This window comes from Rhodocaloribacter litoris (genome assembly GCF_011682235.2).
Taxonomy (GTDB): Bacteria; Bacteroidota; Rhodothermia; order Rhodothermales; family ISCAR-4553; genus Rhodocaloribacter; species Rhodocaloribacter litoris.
Genome location: NZ_CP076718.1, coordinates 2,887,366 through 2,902,562 on the forward strand (window position 1 = coordinate 2,887,366; position 15,197 = coordinate 2,902,562).

At 68.6% G+C, this 15,197-nt stretch carries 10 protein-coding genes and 1 pseudogene; all 11 read left to right on the forward strand.

Going from position 1 to position 15,197, the window contains the following annotated elements:
• Positions 1 to 76: 76 nt before the first annotated feature.
• Positions 77 to 1,465 carry a trigger factor gene (tig, locus tag GQ464_RS12025; protein WP_166980078.1) on the forward strand — a complete coding sequence of 463 codons (1,389 nt, stop codon included), beginning with the start codon at positions 77 to 79 and terminating at the stop codon, positions 1,463 to 1,465.
• Positions 1,466 to 1,596: 131 nt separating this feature from the next.
• Complete coding sequence (gene clpP / locus GQ464_RS12030) at positions 1,597 to 2,316, forward strand: ATP-dependent Clp endopeptidase proteolytic subunit ClpP (RefSeq protein WP_341481812.1); 720 nt, start codon at positions 1,597 to 1,599, stop codon at positions 2,314 to 2,316.
• Positions 2,317 to 3,056: 740 nt separating this feature from the next.
• Positions 3,057 to 4,838, forward strand: coding sequence for a dihydroxy-acid dehydratase (gene ilvD / locus GQ464_RS12035; RefSeq protein WP_166980080.1), 1,782 nt, complete (start codon positions 3,057 to 3,059; stop codon positions 4,836 to 4,838).
• 179 nt (positions 4,839 to 5,017) lie between these two features.
• Complete coding sequence (gene ilvB, locus GQ464_RS12040; protein ID WP_166980095.1) at positions 5,018 to 6,709, forward strand: biosynthetic-type acetolactate synthase large subunit; 1,692 nt, start codon at positions 5,018 to 5,020, stop codon at positions 6,707 to 6,709.
• 65 nt (positions 6,710 to 6,774) lie between these two features.
• Positions 6,775 to 7,356, forward strand: a complete 582-nt coding sequence (ilvN, locus tag GQ464_RS12045; protein WP_166980082.1) for an acetolactate synthase small subunit — start codon at positions 6,775 to 6,777, stop codon at positions 7,354 to 7,356.
• A gap of 54 nt (positions 7,357 to 7,410) precedes the next feature.
• Complete coding sequence (gene ilvC, locus GQ464_RS12050) at positions 7,411 to 8,427, forward strand: ketol-acid reductoisomerase (RefSeq protein ID WP_166980084.1); 1,017 nt, start codon at positions 7,411 to 7,413, stop codon at positions 8,425 to 8,427.
• An 8-nt stretch (positions 8,428 to 8,435) separates the two neighbouring features.
• Entirely contained in the window at positions 8,436 to 9,536 is a 1,101-nt protein-coding gene (leuB, locus tag GQ464_RS12055; protein WP_228350248.1) for a 3-isopropylmalate dehydrogenase, read from the forward strand.
• A 187-nt stretch (positions 9,537 to 9,723) separates the two neighbouring features.
• A pseudogene (locus GQ464_RS12060) lies at positions 9,724 to 11,322 on the forward strand (2-isopropylmalate synthase); the annotation flags it as partial.
• Positions 11,323 to 11,393: 71 nt separating this feature from the next.
• Positions 11,394 to 12,686: a 3-isopropylmalate dehydratase large subunit gene (locus GQ464_RS12065; RefSeq protein WP_166977841.1), complete on the forward strand. Its 1,293-nt coding sequence runs from the start codon at positions 11,394 to 11,396 to the stop codon at positions 12,684 to 12,686.
• Between the two features lie 236 nt (positions 12,687 to 12,922).
• Complete coding sequence (locus GQ464_RS12070) at positions 12,923 to 13,486, forward strand: LeuD/DmdB family oxidoreductase small subunit (protein WP_166977843.1); 564 nt, start codon at positions 12,923 to 12,925, stop codon at positions 13,484 to 13,486.
• A 32-nt stretch (positions 13,487 to 13,518) separates the two neighbouring features.
• Positions 13,519 to 15,174 carry a citramalate synthase gene (cimA, locus tag GQ464_RS12075; RefSeq protein WP_166977846.1) on the forward strand — a complete coding sequence of 552 codons (1,656 nt, stop codon included), beginning with the start codon at positions 13,519 to 13,521 and terminating at the stop codon, positions 15,172 to 15,174.
• The last annotated feature ends 23 nt before the right edge of the window (positions 15,175 to 15,197 follow it).

Below are 15,197 nucleotides of genomic sequence, written 5' to 3' on the forward strand. Positions count from 1 at the left end.
CTCCCTCCATCCGTATACGGACCGTTTCCCTCGCGCCTGCCGGCCGCGCAAGGACGTTCCCAGCCAACCGACGACGATGCAGACCCAGATCAAGCAGATCAACGAAGTAGAATACGAACTGGAGATCGAGGCGACCGCCGAGGATCTCAAGGCCGATTTCGACAAGGCCCTCCGTGCCCAGCGGGCCCGCACCGAACTGCGCGGCTTCCGGCCGGGGAAGGTCCCCCTCTCCCTCGTGAAGAAACTCTACGGCCAGGCCATCGGCGAGGCCATCGGGCTCGAACGGGTCCAGCAGGTCTACGAAACCGAAGTGCTGGAATCCGGCACCTACAGGGTGCTCGGCCAGCCCACCGTCACCCGGCTCGACTACACCCCCGACGGCGACCTGCGGGCCGCCGTGCGTTTCGGGGTGCGCCCCGCCTTCGAACTCAAGGATCTCAAAGGCGAGCAGGTCCCCCGTCTCGTCCACGAAGTCTCCGACGAGGAGGTGGAAAAAGCCCTCGAAAACCTCCGGAAGAAAGAGGCCGACCTCGTCCCCGTCGACGAGCCCGCCGGGCCGGAAGATTACGTGATCGCCGACGTGCAGGGCATCGACGAGGCCACCGGCATGCCCCTGATCGGTTCGAAGGACGAAGACGTGGAGTTTTTCCTGGGCAACGAGGACCTGCGCCCGGAAATTCGCCAGGCGCTCCTGGGCAAGAAGGCCGGCGATACCGTGCAGGTGCACCTGCCGCACGACCACGACCACGATCAGGTCCGGACGGCGGACCACACCCACACCTTCCGGCTTTCGGTCAAGGAAGTCAAACGCCGCGACCTGCCCGAGCTCGACGAGGCCTTCGTCCGGTCCGTCACCGGCGACCGCCTCGACAACCCCGACGACCTGCGGGCGGAGATCCGCGAAGAACTCAACCGGCTGTGGGCGGAGAAATCGCGTGAGTTCCTGGAAGAGCTGATGATCGAGCGCATCGTCGACCTGCACCCCCTGCCCGTGCCCGAATCCGTCATCGAGGTGCTGCAGGAGGCCTTCGTCGACGAGCTCCGGGAGATGCTCGGGGGGAAGATTCCCGAAGGCTTCGACGTGGCCCGGTACCGGGAAGACCAGCGGGAGGCCGCCATCCGGCAGGCCCGCTGGATGTTCATCCGCGACAAGCTCATCGAAGAGGACGGGTTGCAGGTGACCGAGGAGGACCGCATGGCACGGTACGAGGCCATCGCCGCCGGGGGCAACTTCACCGCCGAAGACGTGCGCAATTACTACCGGGCCCAGCGTGCCTTGATGGAGCAACTCGACCGGCAGTTGCTCGACCGGAAGGTCTACGATGCCCTCGTGGCGCGGTTCGACATCGTGGATCTGGATCGGGAGGCGTACGAAGCGGAGCTGAAGGCGCGGTCGGAGCCGGAAACCGTCGCCGCCGGGCAGCCGGAGGCCGGCACCGAACCCCCGGCCGCGGGCCAGGGCTGAGGTGGAACTAACGCCGCCGGCCCGCGGTTGCAACAAACGCACATGTGCAGGCGGCCGCCTGCTCGGGCGAACGGTACGGCCGGCTGTCCTTTCCCTGCCGATCTCCTTGTCCCCAATCACGGAAGGTAACGATGGTAGACGATTTTCTGAAGTTCGCGAAGAGCCTCACCGCCCCGCCGCCCGGCATCTACAGCGGGCCGTTTCGGGAGACGCCCATGAGCACGCTCGTGCCGATGGTGGTGGAGCAGACGACCCGCGGGGAGCGCGCCTACGACATCTTCAGCCGCCTCCTGAAGGATCGCATCATCATTCTGGGCACCCCGATCAACGACCAGGTGGCCAACCTGATGGTGGCACAGCTGCTCTATGCGGCCAGTGAGGATCCCGAACGGGACATCAACCTCTACATCAACTCGCCCGGCGGCTCCATCGACAGCGGCCTGGCCGTCTACGACACCATGCAGTACGTCTCCTGCCCGGTGGCGACGATCTGTGTGGGCCTGGCGGCCTCCATGGGATCGGTGCTCCTGGCAGCCGGAGCCTCCGGCAAACGCGCGGCCCTGCCCAACTCGCGCATCATGATCCACCAGCCGTGGATGGGGGGCGTCCAGGGACAGGCCTCCGACATCGAGATCCACGCCCGCGAGATCCTCAAGATGAAACAGCGCCTCTACGAGATCCTCGCCGAGCACACCGGCCAGCCGGTCGAAAAGATCGAGGCCGACGCCGACCGCGACTACTGGATGGGCTCGCAGGAGGCCAAGGCATACGGCCTGATCGACAACGTCCTGCTCCCGAAAAAGCGACCGTCCCGGAACGGGCAGGACGGCGCGGCCGGTGCGGCCGGGTAACCACGCCCGCGACAACGAGCACCTGAAGGGCGGCCTCGAACCACACGGGGCCGCCTTTTTCATGCAGCGAGCGGCCGGGTACCCGGCGTGCGTGCGGAGGCCGGCCGGGAGATCGCCGGTGTGCCCGCGCCCGGAATCGATATGGGCAGGTTAATGAATCGTAAAGCGTGGGGGTATAATGGGTGGAATAGCATCTACAGTTGTGATGCGTGCGTGGCCGAAAAAAACTGGAAGCGGTTCCTTTGTTAAGGGATTGTGAATTGTAGATTTCGAGTATGTTAAAAAAATTGTATAATTATGCGATTTTATAAAATTAAAATTAGGAGAATGGTATATCTAGTTAAAAAAATTAAATTGAAAGCGCTCCCGAAATCCGGGGGCGGTGTTGTGGGTTCGCCCGTCGAAGGGTTGACTCGAGAGGGGTTTGATGCCGTTATTATGGCCGCACAACGAACCGAATACGCCGCTCCCGGAGATCCCTCATGATGCTTTCTCCTGCACATAATTTGTGTTGCCGGGCGTCGCACCTGGCGGCGGGGCATCAGGGTGGAGTCCGGAGCATCATCGTAAACCTCGGGGTAGTGAGCGCCGACCGGTCGGCTCTTCTTCCGGTCGCCCTCCTTCTTATTAGCATTCTCCTTATTGGAGGCTAAACGCCACGGTCAACCCCGAGCACACCGAGCGCGCATGCGAGCAGGCAAACAGGCGGAGGGGTTGACCCCAAAGCCAGCAGCCAGCCCATGCGAAGCGACACAGTCAAACGAGGGATCGAGCGAGCCCCCCACCGTAGCCTGCTCAAGGCCACCGGCGTCATCCGGGACGATGCCGACTTCGACAGGCCGTTCATCGGGATCTGCAACTCCTACATCGACCTGATCCCGGGGCACGTCCACCTGCAACAGTTCGGGCGGGTGGTGAAGGAAGCCGTGCGGGCCGCCGGGGGCGTGCCCTTCGAGTTCAACACCATCGGCGTGGACGACGGCATCGCCATGGGCCACAGGGGCATGCGCTACTCGCTGCCCTCGCGCGAGCTCATCGCCGACGCCGTCGAGACGGTTGCCGCCGCGCATTGCCTCGACGGGCTCGTGTGCATTCCCAACTGCGACAAGATCGTGCCGGGTATGCTCATGGGCGCCCTGCGGCTGAACATCCCGACCATCTTCGTCTCGGGCGGGCCCATGAAGGCGGGACGGCTCCCGTCCGGGGAGAAGGTGGACCTGATCTCGGTCTTCGAAGGCGTGGGCCGGTTCAAAAGCGGGCAGATCGACGAAGCCGGGCTCAAACAGCTCGAAGACTTTGGCTGTCCCACCTGCGGCTCGTGCGCGGGCATGTTCACGGCCAACTCGATGAACTGCATCATGGAGGCGCTGGGGCTGGCCCTGCCCGGCAACGGCTCCATCCTGGCCGTCGATCCCCGGCGAGAGGAGCTGGCCCGCCGCGCCGCCCGGCAGATCGTCGACCTGGTGGCCCGCGACCTCAAGCCACGCGACATCGTCACCCGCGAGGCCTTCGACGACGCCTTCGCGCTCGACATGGCCATGGGCGGCTCGACCAACACCATCCTGCACCTGCTGGCCGCCGCCCACGAGGCCGGCGTGGCCTACGACCTCGACCGCATCAACGCGCTCTCCGCACGGGTGCCCTACCTGTGCAAGGTAGCCCCGGCCACGCCGCTCGTCCACATGGAGGACGTGGATGCCGCCGGCGGCGTGCCTGCCATCCTGAAGGAGCTGGCCGGCCTGGGCGTGCTCCACCTGGACCGCCCCACGGTCACGGGCCGGACGCTCGGGGAGAACCTGGCGGAAGCGGAGAACCGCAACCCCGAGGTCATCCGCCCGGCGGCGCGGGCCTTCCGCCCCACGGGCGGCCTGTCGATCCTCTTCGGCAACGTGGCGCCGGAGGGCTGTGTGGTCAAGACCGGTGCGGTGGCCGAAGAGATGCTCGTCTTCGAAGGGCCGGCGCGGATCTTCGAGTCGCAGGAGGAGGCCGTCGAGGGCATCCTCGGCGGGGCGGTGCAGCCGGGCGAGGTAGTGGTGATCCGCTACGAAGGGCCGCGCGGGGGGCCCGGTATGCCCGAGATGCTCCAGCCCACCTCGGCGCTGGCGGGCATGGGCCTCGACCGCTCGGTGGCCATGATCACCGACGGGCGCTTCTCCGGCGGCACGCGCGGCCTCTCCATCGGCCACGTCTCGCCCGAGGCGGCCGCCGGCGGCCCCATCGCCGCCGTCCGGCCCGGCGACCGCATCCGCATCGACATCCCGGCCGGGCGGATCGAGCTGCTGGTACCGGAGGCGGAGATCGCCCGGCGCCTGGCAGCCCTGCCGCCGTTCCGCCCGAAGATCCGGGGCGGCTACCTCGAACGTTATGCCCACTTCGTCACGAGTGCCTCGCAGGGGGCCGTACTGCGCAGTCCCACCGTCCCGGCGAACGCCGGGGCGCCGGGAGGCGACGGCGCGGCCGACGGTGACCCGGCCACGCCGGCACGCCCTCCTGCCCGCAGGGCGGTCTGGCGGGTGCTCTGAGGCCCGCCGGTCGCGTGCGGCGGCACGCTGGACGCCTTTTGACTCCAACAACTTTCACCGGCTGTCTTCCGGCCAAACGTATGAATCCGACGCAGCAAGTTCCTTCACACGGCGACCTGACCCAGGCCAACGGGCATGTGGCGACCGAGCCGGCGCCGCGTGCGCCCGAAGGGCCCCGCATGAGCGGGGCGGAGATCTTCGTCCGCAGCCTCGAAGCCGAGGGCGTCGAGGTGGTCTTCGGCCATCCCGGGGGGGCCGTCATCAAGATCTATGACGAGATGGCCCGCCTGAAGCCGCGCTTCGAGCACGTGCTCGTGCGGCACGAGCAGGGCGGCACCCATGCCGCCGAAGGGTATGCGAAGGCCACCGGCAAGGTGGGGACGGTGCTGGTGACCAGCGGCCCCGGCGCCACCAACACCGTCACCGGCATCGCCGACGCCTTCATGGACTCGGTGCCCATCGTGGTCTTCACCGGGCAGGTGCCCACGGCGCTGATCGGGGGCGATGCGTTTCAGGAGACCGACATCATCGGCGTCACCCGCTCGATCACCAAGCACAGCTTCCAGGTGCGGCGGGCCGCCGACCTGGCGCCGACGATCAAGGCCGCCTACCACATTGCCCGCACCGGGCGGCCCGGCCCGGTCGTGGTGGATCTGCCCAAGGACATCCTCATGGAAGAGGCCGTCTTCGAATATCCCGAGACGGTGACGCTGCGGGGCTACCGGGTGCCCGAAGAACCGCTGCCCGAGAAGATCGAGCAGGCCGCCCGGATGATCCGCCAGGCGAAGCGGCCCCTGCTCTACGTGGGCGGCGGCACCATCAACGGCAACGCGGCCGAACTGCTGACGGCGCTGGCCCGCAAGGCCCGTATCCCGGTCACCACGACGCTGCACGGCCTCGGAGCCTTTCCCGAGAACGACCCCCTCTCGCTGGGCATGCTGGGGATGCATGGCACCTGGTACGCCAACATGGCCGTACAGCACTGCGACCTCATCATTGCCGTCGGCGCCCGTTTCGACGACCGCGTCACGGGCAAGCTGGACGCCTGGGCCCCGCACGCAAAAGTCGTTCACCTCGAGATCGATCCCTCGTGCGTCTCGAAGAACGTCTATGCCGACTGTGCCGTCGTGGGGGATGTACGCCGGGCGCTCGAGCGGCTCCTGCCCCTGGTCGAGCCCAAAGACACCGCGGCCTGGCTGGCACAGATCGACGCGTGGAAGGCGCGTTGCCCGCTCACCTACCGGCAGGACGGGAAGCTCCGGCCGCAGTACGTCATCCGGCGGCTGAGCGAGCGGGCCGGCGACAACGCCGTCGTGACGACCGACGTGGGCCAGCACCAGATGTGGACGGCCCAGTTCTTCACCTTCGTCCGGCCCCGCTCGCACATCACCTCGGGCGGTCTCGGCACGATGGGCTTCGGCTTCCCGGCGGCCCTCGGCGCGGCGATGGGGCTGCGCGGCACCGGCGCCACCGTGGTCTCCATCAACGGCGACGGCGGCTTCCTGATGAACGCCCAGGAGCTGCGCGTGGCGGCCAAGTACCGGCTGCCCATCAAGATCGCCGTCATGAACAACGGCTATCTGGGCATGGTGCGGCAGTGGCAGGAGCTGTTCCACGAGGAGCGCTACAGCCACACCGACCTCACCGACACCAACCCCGACTTCGTCAAGCTGGCCGAGGCGTTCGGCTGTGTGGGCCTGCGGGCCACTACGCCGGAGGAGGCCGACGCCGTCATCGAAGCCGCCTGGCAGGTGCACGACCGGCCCGTGCTCATGGAGTTCGTCGTGCCCAAGGAGGAGATGGTCTTCCCCATGGTGCCCGCCGGCGCCGCCACCGACGACATGATCGTCCAGCGCTTCCGCGACGAATGAGCCGGCCCACGCCCCCATCTGCCCATTTGCAATCTGCAACCTGCAACCTGCGATTCCCACCCGCCATGTCCGCGACCGAACTGAACCTGACCCAGCAGCAGGTGCTGCGCAAGAAAGCCAACGGCGAGACGGTGCTGCCCGATGCGCCCGAGACGCCGCGCCGGCACGTCATCGCCGTGCTCCTGGAGAACCACGTCGGCGCGCTCAACCGCGTCGTCAACCTGTTCTCGGCCCGCAACTTCAACCTCGAGAGCGTGACCGTCGGGGTGACGGAAGATCCCGCTGTCTCGCGCCTGACGATCGTCACCTCGGGCACACGCCGCCAGATCAAGCAGGTGCTCCGCCTGCTCGACCGCCTGCTCGACACGCTCTCGGTCGAAGACCTCGACCCCGACGCCCTCGTCGAGCGCGAGCTGTGCCTGCTCCGCATCGGCTACACGAAGGCCAACCGGGCCGAGCTGATGGACATCGCCGACATCTTCCGCGCCCGCGTGGTCGACGTGACGCCCGAGACGATGACGTTCGAAGTGACCGGGCCGGCGGCCAAGGTGAACGCCTTCGTCGGGATGATGCGCCCGCACGGTATCGTGGAGATGGCCCGCAGCGGCCGCGTGGCCATGCGCCGCGCCCTCGCCTACGGCGACTGAGCACGGGAAAAACGAACGCGAAAACATCCTTTTGTCACACATCCATACCCTGCTATGAACGTCTACTATGAAGCCGATCCGGGGCTGATCCGGAGCAAGAAAGTGGCCGTGATCGGCTACGGGAGCCAGGGGCACGCCCATGCCCTCAACCTGCACGACAGCGGCGTCGACGTGACGGTCGGCCTGCGGGAAGGGTCGCCGTCGGCGGAGGCGGCGCGGGCGGCCGGGCTGGCCGTGGCGCCCATCGCCGAGGCCGTCGCCGGGGCCGACGTGGTGATGATCCTCATCCCGGACCAGCACCAGAAGCGCGTCTACGAGGCCGAGATCGGCCCGCACCTCCGGCCAGGCATGGCCCTGGGCTTCGGGCACGGCTTCAACATCCACTACGGCCAGATCACCCCGCCGGAGGGCGTCGACGTGTTCATGGTGGCGCCGAAGTCGCCGGGGCACCTGGTGCGACGCGTCTTCACCGAGGGGCGGGGGGTGCCGTGCCTGGTGGCCGTGGCGCAGGACGCCTCGGGGCAGGCGCTGGCGCTGGCGCTCAGCTATGCCGACGCCATCGGCGGCACCCGCGCCGGGGTCATCGAGACGACCTTCAAGGACGAGACCGAGACTGACCTCTTCGGCGAGCAGGCCGTCCTCTGCGGCGGCGCGGAGGCGCTCGTGAAGGCGGGCTTCGAGACGCTCACGGAGGCCGGCTACCCGCCCGAACTGGCGTATTTCGAGTGCCTCCACGAGCTGAAGCTCATCGTCGACCTGATGTACGAGGGTGGGCTCGAATACATGAACTACTCCATCAGCGACACGGCCGAGTACGGCAACCACACGCGCGGGCCCCGGGTGATCGGGCCGCAGGTCCGGGAGGAGATGAAGCAGATCCTGGCCGAGATCCAGTCCGGCGCCTTCGCCGAGGAGTGGATCGCCGAGAACGAGCGGGGCGCCGGGCGGCTGCTGGAACTGCGGGCGCAGTCGAAGGCGCACCCCATCGAGACGGTCGGGCGGAAGCTCCGGGCCATGATGAGCTGGGTCCGCGCGGGCCGGCGAAACGAGGCCGAGCCGGTCGAAGCATGAGGGTGCCCATGACGGACAACCGAACCTACCGCCTCGCCGTGCTGCCGGGCGACGGCATCGGCCCGGAGGTGACGCGGGAGGCCGTGCGCGTGCTCGAGGCCGCCGCCGGGCGCTTCGGCTTCCGGCTGGAGGCGACCACGCACCCGGTCGGCGGCGCGGCGCTCGACGCCTCGGGCGACCCGCTCCCGCCCGAGACGCAGGCGGCCTGCCGGGCGGCGGACGCTGTGCTGCTGGGTGCCGTGGGGGGGCCGGCCTGGGACGAGGCCCCGCCCGGGCGCCGCCCCGAGGACGGGCTGCTGCGCCTGCGCCGGCTGCTCGGCGCCTTCGCCAACCTGCGCCCGGTGACGGTGCCGGCGGCCCTCGCCGGCGCCTCCCCGCTCCGCCCTGAGCGCGTCGCCGGCACCGACCTGGTCATCGTCCGCGAGCTGACCGGTGGCATCTACTTCGGCACGCCGCGCGGCATCGAGCAGGGGCCGGAGGGGCGCCGGGGCGTCAACACGATGCGGTACGACGAGGCCGAGATCGAGCGGATCGCCACGGTGGCTTTCGAGCTGGCTGCCCGTCGCCGGGGCCGCGTTACCTCCGTGGACAAGGCCAACGTGCTCGACGTCTCCCGCCTCTGGCGCGAGGTCGTCACGTCCGTGCACCGCGACCGCTTCCCCGAGATCGAACTCGATCACCTGTACGTGGACAACGCCGCGATGCAGCTCGTGCGTGACCCCCGCCGGTTCGACGTCGTCCTCACGGCCAACCTCTTCGGCGACATCCTCTCGGATCTGGCGGCGACGCTGCCGGGCTCGCTGGGGCTGTTGCCCTCGGCCAGCATCGGGGGGGGCGTGGGGCTGTTCGAGCCCGTGCACGGCAGCGCGCCCGACCTGGCGGGGACGGGCCGGGCCAACCCGCTGGCGGCCATCCTCAGCGGGGCGATGCTCCTGGAGCACCTCGGCGAGTCGGACGCCGCGGCCGCCGTACGCCGCGCCGTGGCATCCACGCTGGACGACGGCTTCCGCACGCCCGACCTGGCCGGCGACGGCGAGGCGGCGTGCTCCACCCAGGCCATGGGCGCCGCCGTGTGCGAGCGGCTGGAAAGCACGGAGGTGATGGCATGATCGGATTGCGATGTTTTCGCGGACGGCGCACGCTTCGACTTAGCGGGCGTCCGGTGTGCCGGGGCCCCCGGGCCGCATGCCGGACGCTTCCCCCGATACGGCCCCGCCGCTGCCACGGGCCGTCTTGATGCGAACGTATCCCGCAATCCTGTCGAAGCAAACGGACACGGCACGTGTCCAGATCATCATGAAAGACCGCGTTATCATTTTCGATACCACGCTGCGCGACGGGGAGCAGGCGCCCGGCGCGTCGATGACCCTGCCCGAGAAGGTACGGATCGCGCACCAGCTGGCCCGGCTGGGCGTCGACGTGCTCGAAGCCGGATTCCCCATCTCCTCGCCCACCCAGTATGAGGCCGTGGCCCGGATCGCCGCCGAGGTGGAGGGACCGGTGATCTGCGGGCTGGCCCGCGCCCTGGAGGCCGACATCCGGGCCGCCGGCGAGGCCCTGGCCGCCGGACGCCGCACCCGCATCCACACCTTCATCGCCACGAGCGACATCCACATCGACGCCAAGTTCGGCGACGCCCGCTTCGGCGCGACGATGGGCGAGAAGCGCCGGACGATCATCCGCATGGCGCAGGAGGCCGTCCGGCTGGCCCGCACCTATACCGACGACGTCGAGTTCAGCGCCGAGGACGCCGGGCGCACGGACGTGGGCTTCCTCTGTGAGGTGATCCAGGCGGCCGTTGAAGCCGGGGCCACCACCGTCAACATCCCGGACACGACGGGCTACTGCACGCCGGCCGAGTATGCGGCGCTCTTCGAGGCGGCCCGCGCCTGCCTGAAGGACCACCCGCAGGTCATCCTCTCGGCGCACTGCCACGACGACCTCGGGCTGGCCGTGGCCAACTCGCTGGCGGCCGTTCGCGCCGGGGCACGGCAGGTGGAGTGCACCATCAACGGTATCGGCGAGCGGGCCGGCAACGCGGCGCTCGAAGAGATCGTCATGGCGCTGCATGTGCGGGCGGACCGGTTCGGTGTCACCACCGGCATCGACACGCGGCAGCTGACGCCGACGAGCCGCATGGTGACGCTCGCGACGGGCTTCCCCGTGCCGCCGAACAAGGCCATCGTGGGGCGGAACGCCTTCAGCCACGAGGCCGGCATCCACCAGCACGGCGTGCTCCGCCGGCGCGACACCTACGAGATCATGCGGGCCGAGGACGTGGGGCAGACGGCCGAGTCGATCCGCCTCGGGCGGCACTCGGGCCGTCACGGTTTCTTCAGCCGGCTCGAAAAGCTCGGCCTGCCCGTGCCCGAAGCGCAGCGTGAGGACCTCTACCGGCAGTTCGTGGAGCTGGCGGACCGGAAGAAGGAGATCTTCGACGAGGATCTGGTGCACCTGGTGAACGGCGCCGTGGTGCCCGACGCTACCGAGCATTACCGGCTGGAGCGGATGCGCGTCACCGTGGATTCGGGGCGGGCGCCCGAGGCCGAGGTGCAAGTGTTCTGCCGGGAAACCGGGGAGCACGTCGTCCGGCAGGCCACCGGCGACGGCCCGGTCGATGCCCTTTTCCGCGCGCTCGACCACGCCGTCGGCAGCACGCACGAACTGGCCAGCTACGCCATTCGCTCCGTCACGGAGGGCTCCGATGCCCTCGGTGAGGTGACGGTGCTCCTGAGCGACGGCGGCGCCTTCTTCCGCGGTGTGGCCCGGCATACCGACGTGCTCCAGGCCTCGGCCGACGCCTACGTCGAGGCCCTCAACCAGCTGGCCACCCACCGCGCCGACACCCACAGCGTCGCTTTCGTCACGGGGGGCATCATGCACTCCTTCGGCAATCCGGCCGCGGCGGGCCTGGACCGGCCGCCCGCGTATGCCCCCGTTTCCGACAACGAAATCAAAAAGGCCTCATGACGATCACCGAGAAGATTCTGGCCCGGCATGCCGGGCGCGACCGTGTCGCCCCCGGAGACAACATCTGGGTGGAAGTGGACGTGCTCATGACGCACGACGTCTGCGGGCCGCCCACCATCGAGATCTTCAAACGCGAGTTCGGCGAGCACGCCCGCGTCTGGGACCGGGAAAAGGTGGTCATCATCCCGGACCACTACATCTTCACGAAGAACCACCACGCCAACCGCAACGTCGAGATCCTGCGGGCTTTTGCCGCGGAGCAGGACCTGCCGCACTACTACGACGTGGGCACCGAGCGGTACAAGGGGGTCTGCCACATGGCCCTGGCCGAGGAGGGGTTCAACCGCCCCGGTTCGCTGCTCGTGGGCACGGACAGCCACACCTGCACCTCGGGCGCCTTCGGCATGTTCTCCACCGGCATCGGCAACACCGACGCGGCGCTCGTCATGGGCACGGGTAAGCTCTGGCTGAAGGTGCCCGAGACGATGAAGTTCGTCTTCGAGGGCAGCCTGCCGCCCTACCTCATGGCGAAAGACCTGATCCTGACCGTCATCGGGGACATCGGCTGCGACGGGGCCACCTACCGGGCGCTCGAGTTCGACGGCGAGGCCGTCTACGACCTGCCCGTGCACGAGCGCATGACGCTCACGAACATGGCCATCGAGGCCGGGGGCAAGAGCGGCATCATCGCGCCCGACGAGAAGATCTTCGAGTACGTCCGGGCCCGCACCGACGCGCCGTTCGAGCCGGTCTACGGCGATCCGGATGCGCGTTACCACACCTTCCGGGTCTACGACGTGACCACGATGGAGCCGGTCGTGGCCAAGCCGCACAGCCCGGACAACCGCGCCGCCGTCAGCGAGGTGGCCGGCACCCGGCTGGACCGCGCCTACATCGGCTCGTGCACCGGCGGCAAGCTGGAAGACTTCGAGGCGGCGGCGCGCATCCTGAAGGGGGAGGAGGTGGTCATCGATACGTTCATCGTGCCGGCGACGACCCACATCGCCCGGCAGCTCCACACCACCACCCTCGATGGTGTCTCGCTCTACGAAATCTTCGAGCGGGCCGGATGCCAGATCGGCAAAGCCAGCTGTGCCGCGTGCCTGGGTGGGCCGGTCGACACGTTCGGCCGCACGCACGGCTCGGAGGTCGTCATCTCGACGACCAACCGGAATTTCCCGGGCCGGATGGGTTCGAAGCAGGCCTCGGTCTACCTGGCCTCGCCGCTGACGGTGGCCGCCTCGGCCCTCACCGGGGTCATCACCGACCCCCGGACGGTGCTCGTCTAGGGGACAGGCTCCGTCACATAAACCTCCACGGAGGCTACCTCCCTCGGTCCCTCGGGGCGCCTCCTCCCTCGCACGGCGTGGGGACGGTTCGTCAGGCCGCCGCGGCCGTTGCCGCGATGAGACGGATCGCCCTGTGCGGGGAGGAGGTAGCCGGAGGGGGGCGATGGGCGGGGGGGCAGCCCGCCAAGGAACCTGCATGCTCCCGATCCCTGCCTACACACGAACGAAAGCCAGCCATGGAAGCCATCATCAAGGGACAAGCCTACGTTGTGGGCGATGCGATCGACACGGATCAGATCATTCCGGCGCAGCACCTGGTCTACAGCCTTTCCGACCCGGAAGAACGGCGTTTCTACGGGCGCTATGCGCTCAGCGGCGTACCGCCGGAAGGACAGGGGTTGCCGTTCGGGCACCGGCCTTTCACCCCGCCGGACGCCTTCACGAGCCCGTACCGGATCGTGGTGGCCGGGAGCAACTTCGGATGCGGTTCTTCGCGGGAGCATGCGCCGTTCGCCCTGGCCGAGGCCGGGTGCGCCGCCGTCGTGGCCGAGAGCTATGCCCGCATCTTCTACCGCAATGCCGTCGGAGGCGGGTTCCTCGTCCCCTTCGAGAGCACCGAGCGGCTCGTCGAGCGCATCCGCACGGGGGATATCCTCTCGATCGATACGCAGGTGGGCACCCTGGCCAATGAAACCACCGGCGAGACGTTCTTGCTCAAACCGCTCGGCGACGTGGCCGACATCCTGCGTGCCGGCGGCATCTTCAACTATGCCCGCCAGGCCGGTCTCATCCCTGCCTGATCCCCGTGCCACCCCAACAACGGACCGTTCACATGCCGCACGCCATCGAACTGTTCGACACCACGCTTCGGGACGGGACGCAGGGGGAACACGTTTCCCTCTCCGCCCGCGACAAGCTTCGCATCGCCCGCCGCCTGGACGCCTTCGGCATCGACCTGATCGAAGGGGGGTGGCCCGGCTCGAACCCGAAGGACCAGGCCTTCTTCGAGCAGGCCCGGGACGTTGCCTGGCGGCATGCCCGCCTGTGTGCCTTCGGCTCGACGCGGCGCGTGCAGTTCGCGCCCGAAGACGATCCCAACCTGGCGGCCATGCTGGCGGCCGGCACGCCCGTCGTGTCGATCTTCGGCAAAAGCTGGACGCTGCATGCCGAGGTGGCACTCGGCGTCAGCCGTGACGAGAACCTCGACCTGATCGCTTCGTCGGTGGCCTATCTGAAGGCACAGGGGAAGCACGTCGTCTACGACGCGGAGCACTTCTTCGACGGGTATGCCGACGACCCGGCCTATGCGCTGGCGACGCTGGAGGCCGCCGCCGAGGCCGGGGCCGACGTGCTGGTGCTCTGCGACACGAACGGCGGTACGCTGCCGCAGGCCGTCTACGAGGTGGTGCGGGAGGTCTGCACCCGCTTCGACCGGCCCGTCGGCATCCACGCCCACAACGACGGCGGGTGCGCCGTGGCCAACACGCTGATGGCCGTGCAGGCCGGTGCCCGGCACGTGCAGGGCACCATCGGCGGCATCGGCGAGCGCTGCGGCAACGCCGACCTGTGCGCCGTCATCCCGGGGTTGCAGCTCAAGCTGGGTTACGACTGCGTGGCCCCCGCCCAGCTCCGCGGGTTGACCGAGCTGGCCCATTTCGTGCAGGAGGTAGCCAACCTGGATCCGGTCGACCGGGCCCCCTACGTGGGCCGGAGTGCCTTCGCCCATAAGGGCGGGGTGCACGTCTCGGCCGTGATGAAAGAACCCCGGGCCTACGAGCACCTGGAACCCGAAACCATCGGCAACCGGCGGCGGGTGCTGGTCTCCGACCTTTCGGGGCGCAGCAACGTGCGCTACAAGGCCGCCGAGCTGGGCCTGAAGCTCACCGAAGCGGAAGCCGCCCTGGCCGTCCGGCGCATCAAGGAGCTGGAACACCACGGGTATGAGTTCGAGGGGGCCGAGGCCTCCTTCGAGCTGCTGCTGCGGGCCGTGCAGGGCGAGGCCGTCTCGTTCTTCGAGTTGGAACGCCTGCGCGTGCGTAGCGACATCCAGGACGTGGATCGCGTGGAGCGGTCGTCACGGGTCTCGTCCTCCGAGGCCCTCCCGGCCGGCAGCTGCACCGAGGCAACGATCGTCGTGCGCGTGGGGGGGCGGCGCGAGCTGGCCGTGGCCGAGGGGACCGGTCCCGTCGATGCCCTCTCGAACGCCCTCCGGCAGGTGCTCGCCGGCTGTTTCCCGAGCCTGGAGCGCGTGCGTCTTTCCGACTACAAAGTCCGGGTCGTCAATCCCGAAGAGGGTACCGGCGCCGCCGTGCGCGTGCTCGTCGAGCACCGGGACGACACGCGGAGCTGGGTGACCGTCGGCGTCTCGTCGAACATCCTCGACGCGAGCTGGCGGGCCCTGGCCGACGGCATCCGCTATTACCTGTGGCTCGTGCATCCGGCGGAGGCGTCGCCTTCCCGGGCCGCCGTGGAGCCGGCCCCTGCCTGACCGGCCGCCATCGTCCCCCGTTT

What these genes read in the sequence shown, in the direction of transcription:
- tig (WP_166980078.1), top strand. Translation starts at nt 77, where the DNA reads ATGCAGACCCAGATCAAGCAGATCAACGAAGTAGAATACGAACTGGAG.
- clpP (WP_341481812.1), top strand. Translation starts at nt 1,597, where the DNA reads ATGGTAGACGATTTTCTGAAGTTCGCGAAGAGCCTCACCGCCCCGCCG.
- ilvD (WP_166980080.1), top strand. Translation starts at nt 3,057, where the DNA reads ATGCGAAGCGACACAGTCAAACGAGGGATCGAGCGAGCCCCCCACCGT.
- ilvB (WP_166980095.1), top strand. Translation starts at nt 5,018, where the DNA reads ATGAGCGGGGCGGAGATCTTCGTCCGCAGCCTCGAAGCCGAGGGCGTC.
- ilvN (WP_166980082.1), top strand. Translation starts at nt 6,775, where the DNA reads ATGTCCGCGACCGAACTGAACCTGACCCAGCAGCAGGTGCTGCGCAAG.
- ilvC (WP_166980084.1), top strand. Translation starts at nt 7,411, where the DNA reads ATGAACGTCTACTATGAAGCCGATCCGGGGCTGATCCGGAGCAAGAAA.
- leuB (WP_228350248.1), top strand. Translation starts at nt 8,436, where the DNA reads ATGACGGACAACCGAACCTACCGCCTCGCCGTGCTGCCGGGCGACGGC.
- GQ464_RS12065 (WP_166977841.1), top strand. Translation starts at nt 11,394, where the DNA reads ATGACGATCACCGAGAAGATTCTGGCCCGGCATGCCGGGCGCGACCGT.
- GQ464_RS12070 (WP_166977843.1), top strand. Translation starts at nt 12,923, where the DNA reads ATGGAAGCCATCATCAAGGGACAAGCCTACGTTGTGGGCGATGCGATC.
- cimA (WP_166977846.1), top strand. Translation starts at nt 13,519, where the DNA reads ATGCCGCACGCCATCGAACTGTTCGACACCACGCTTCGGGACGGGACG.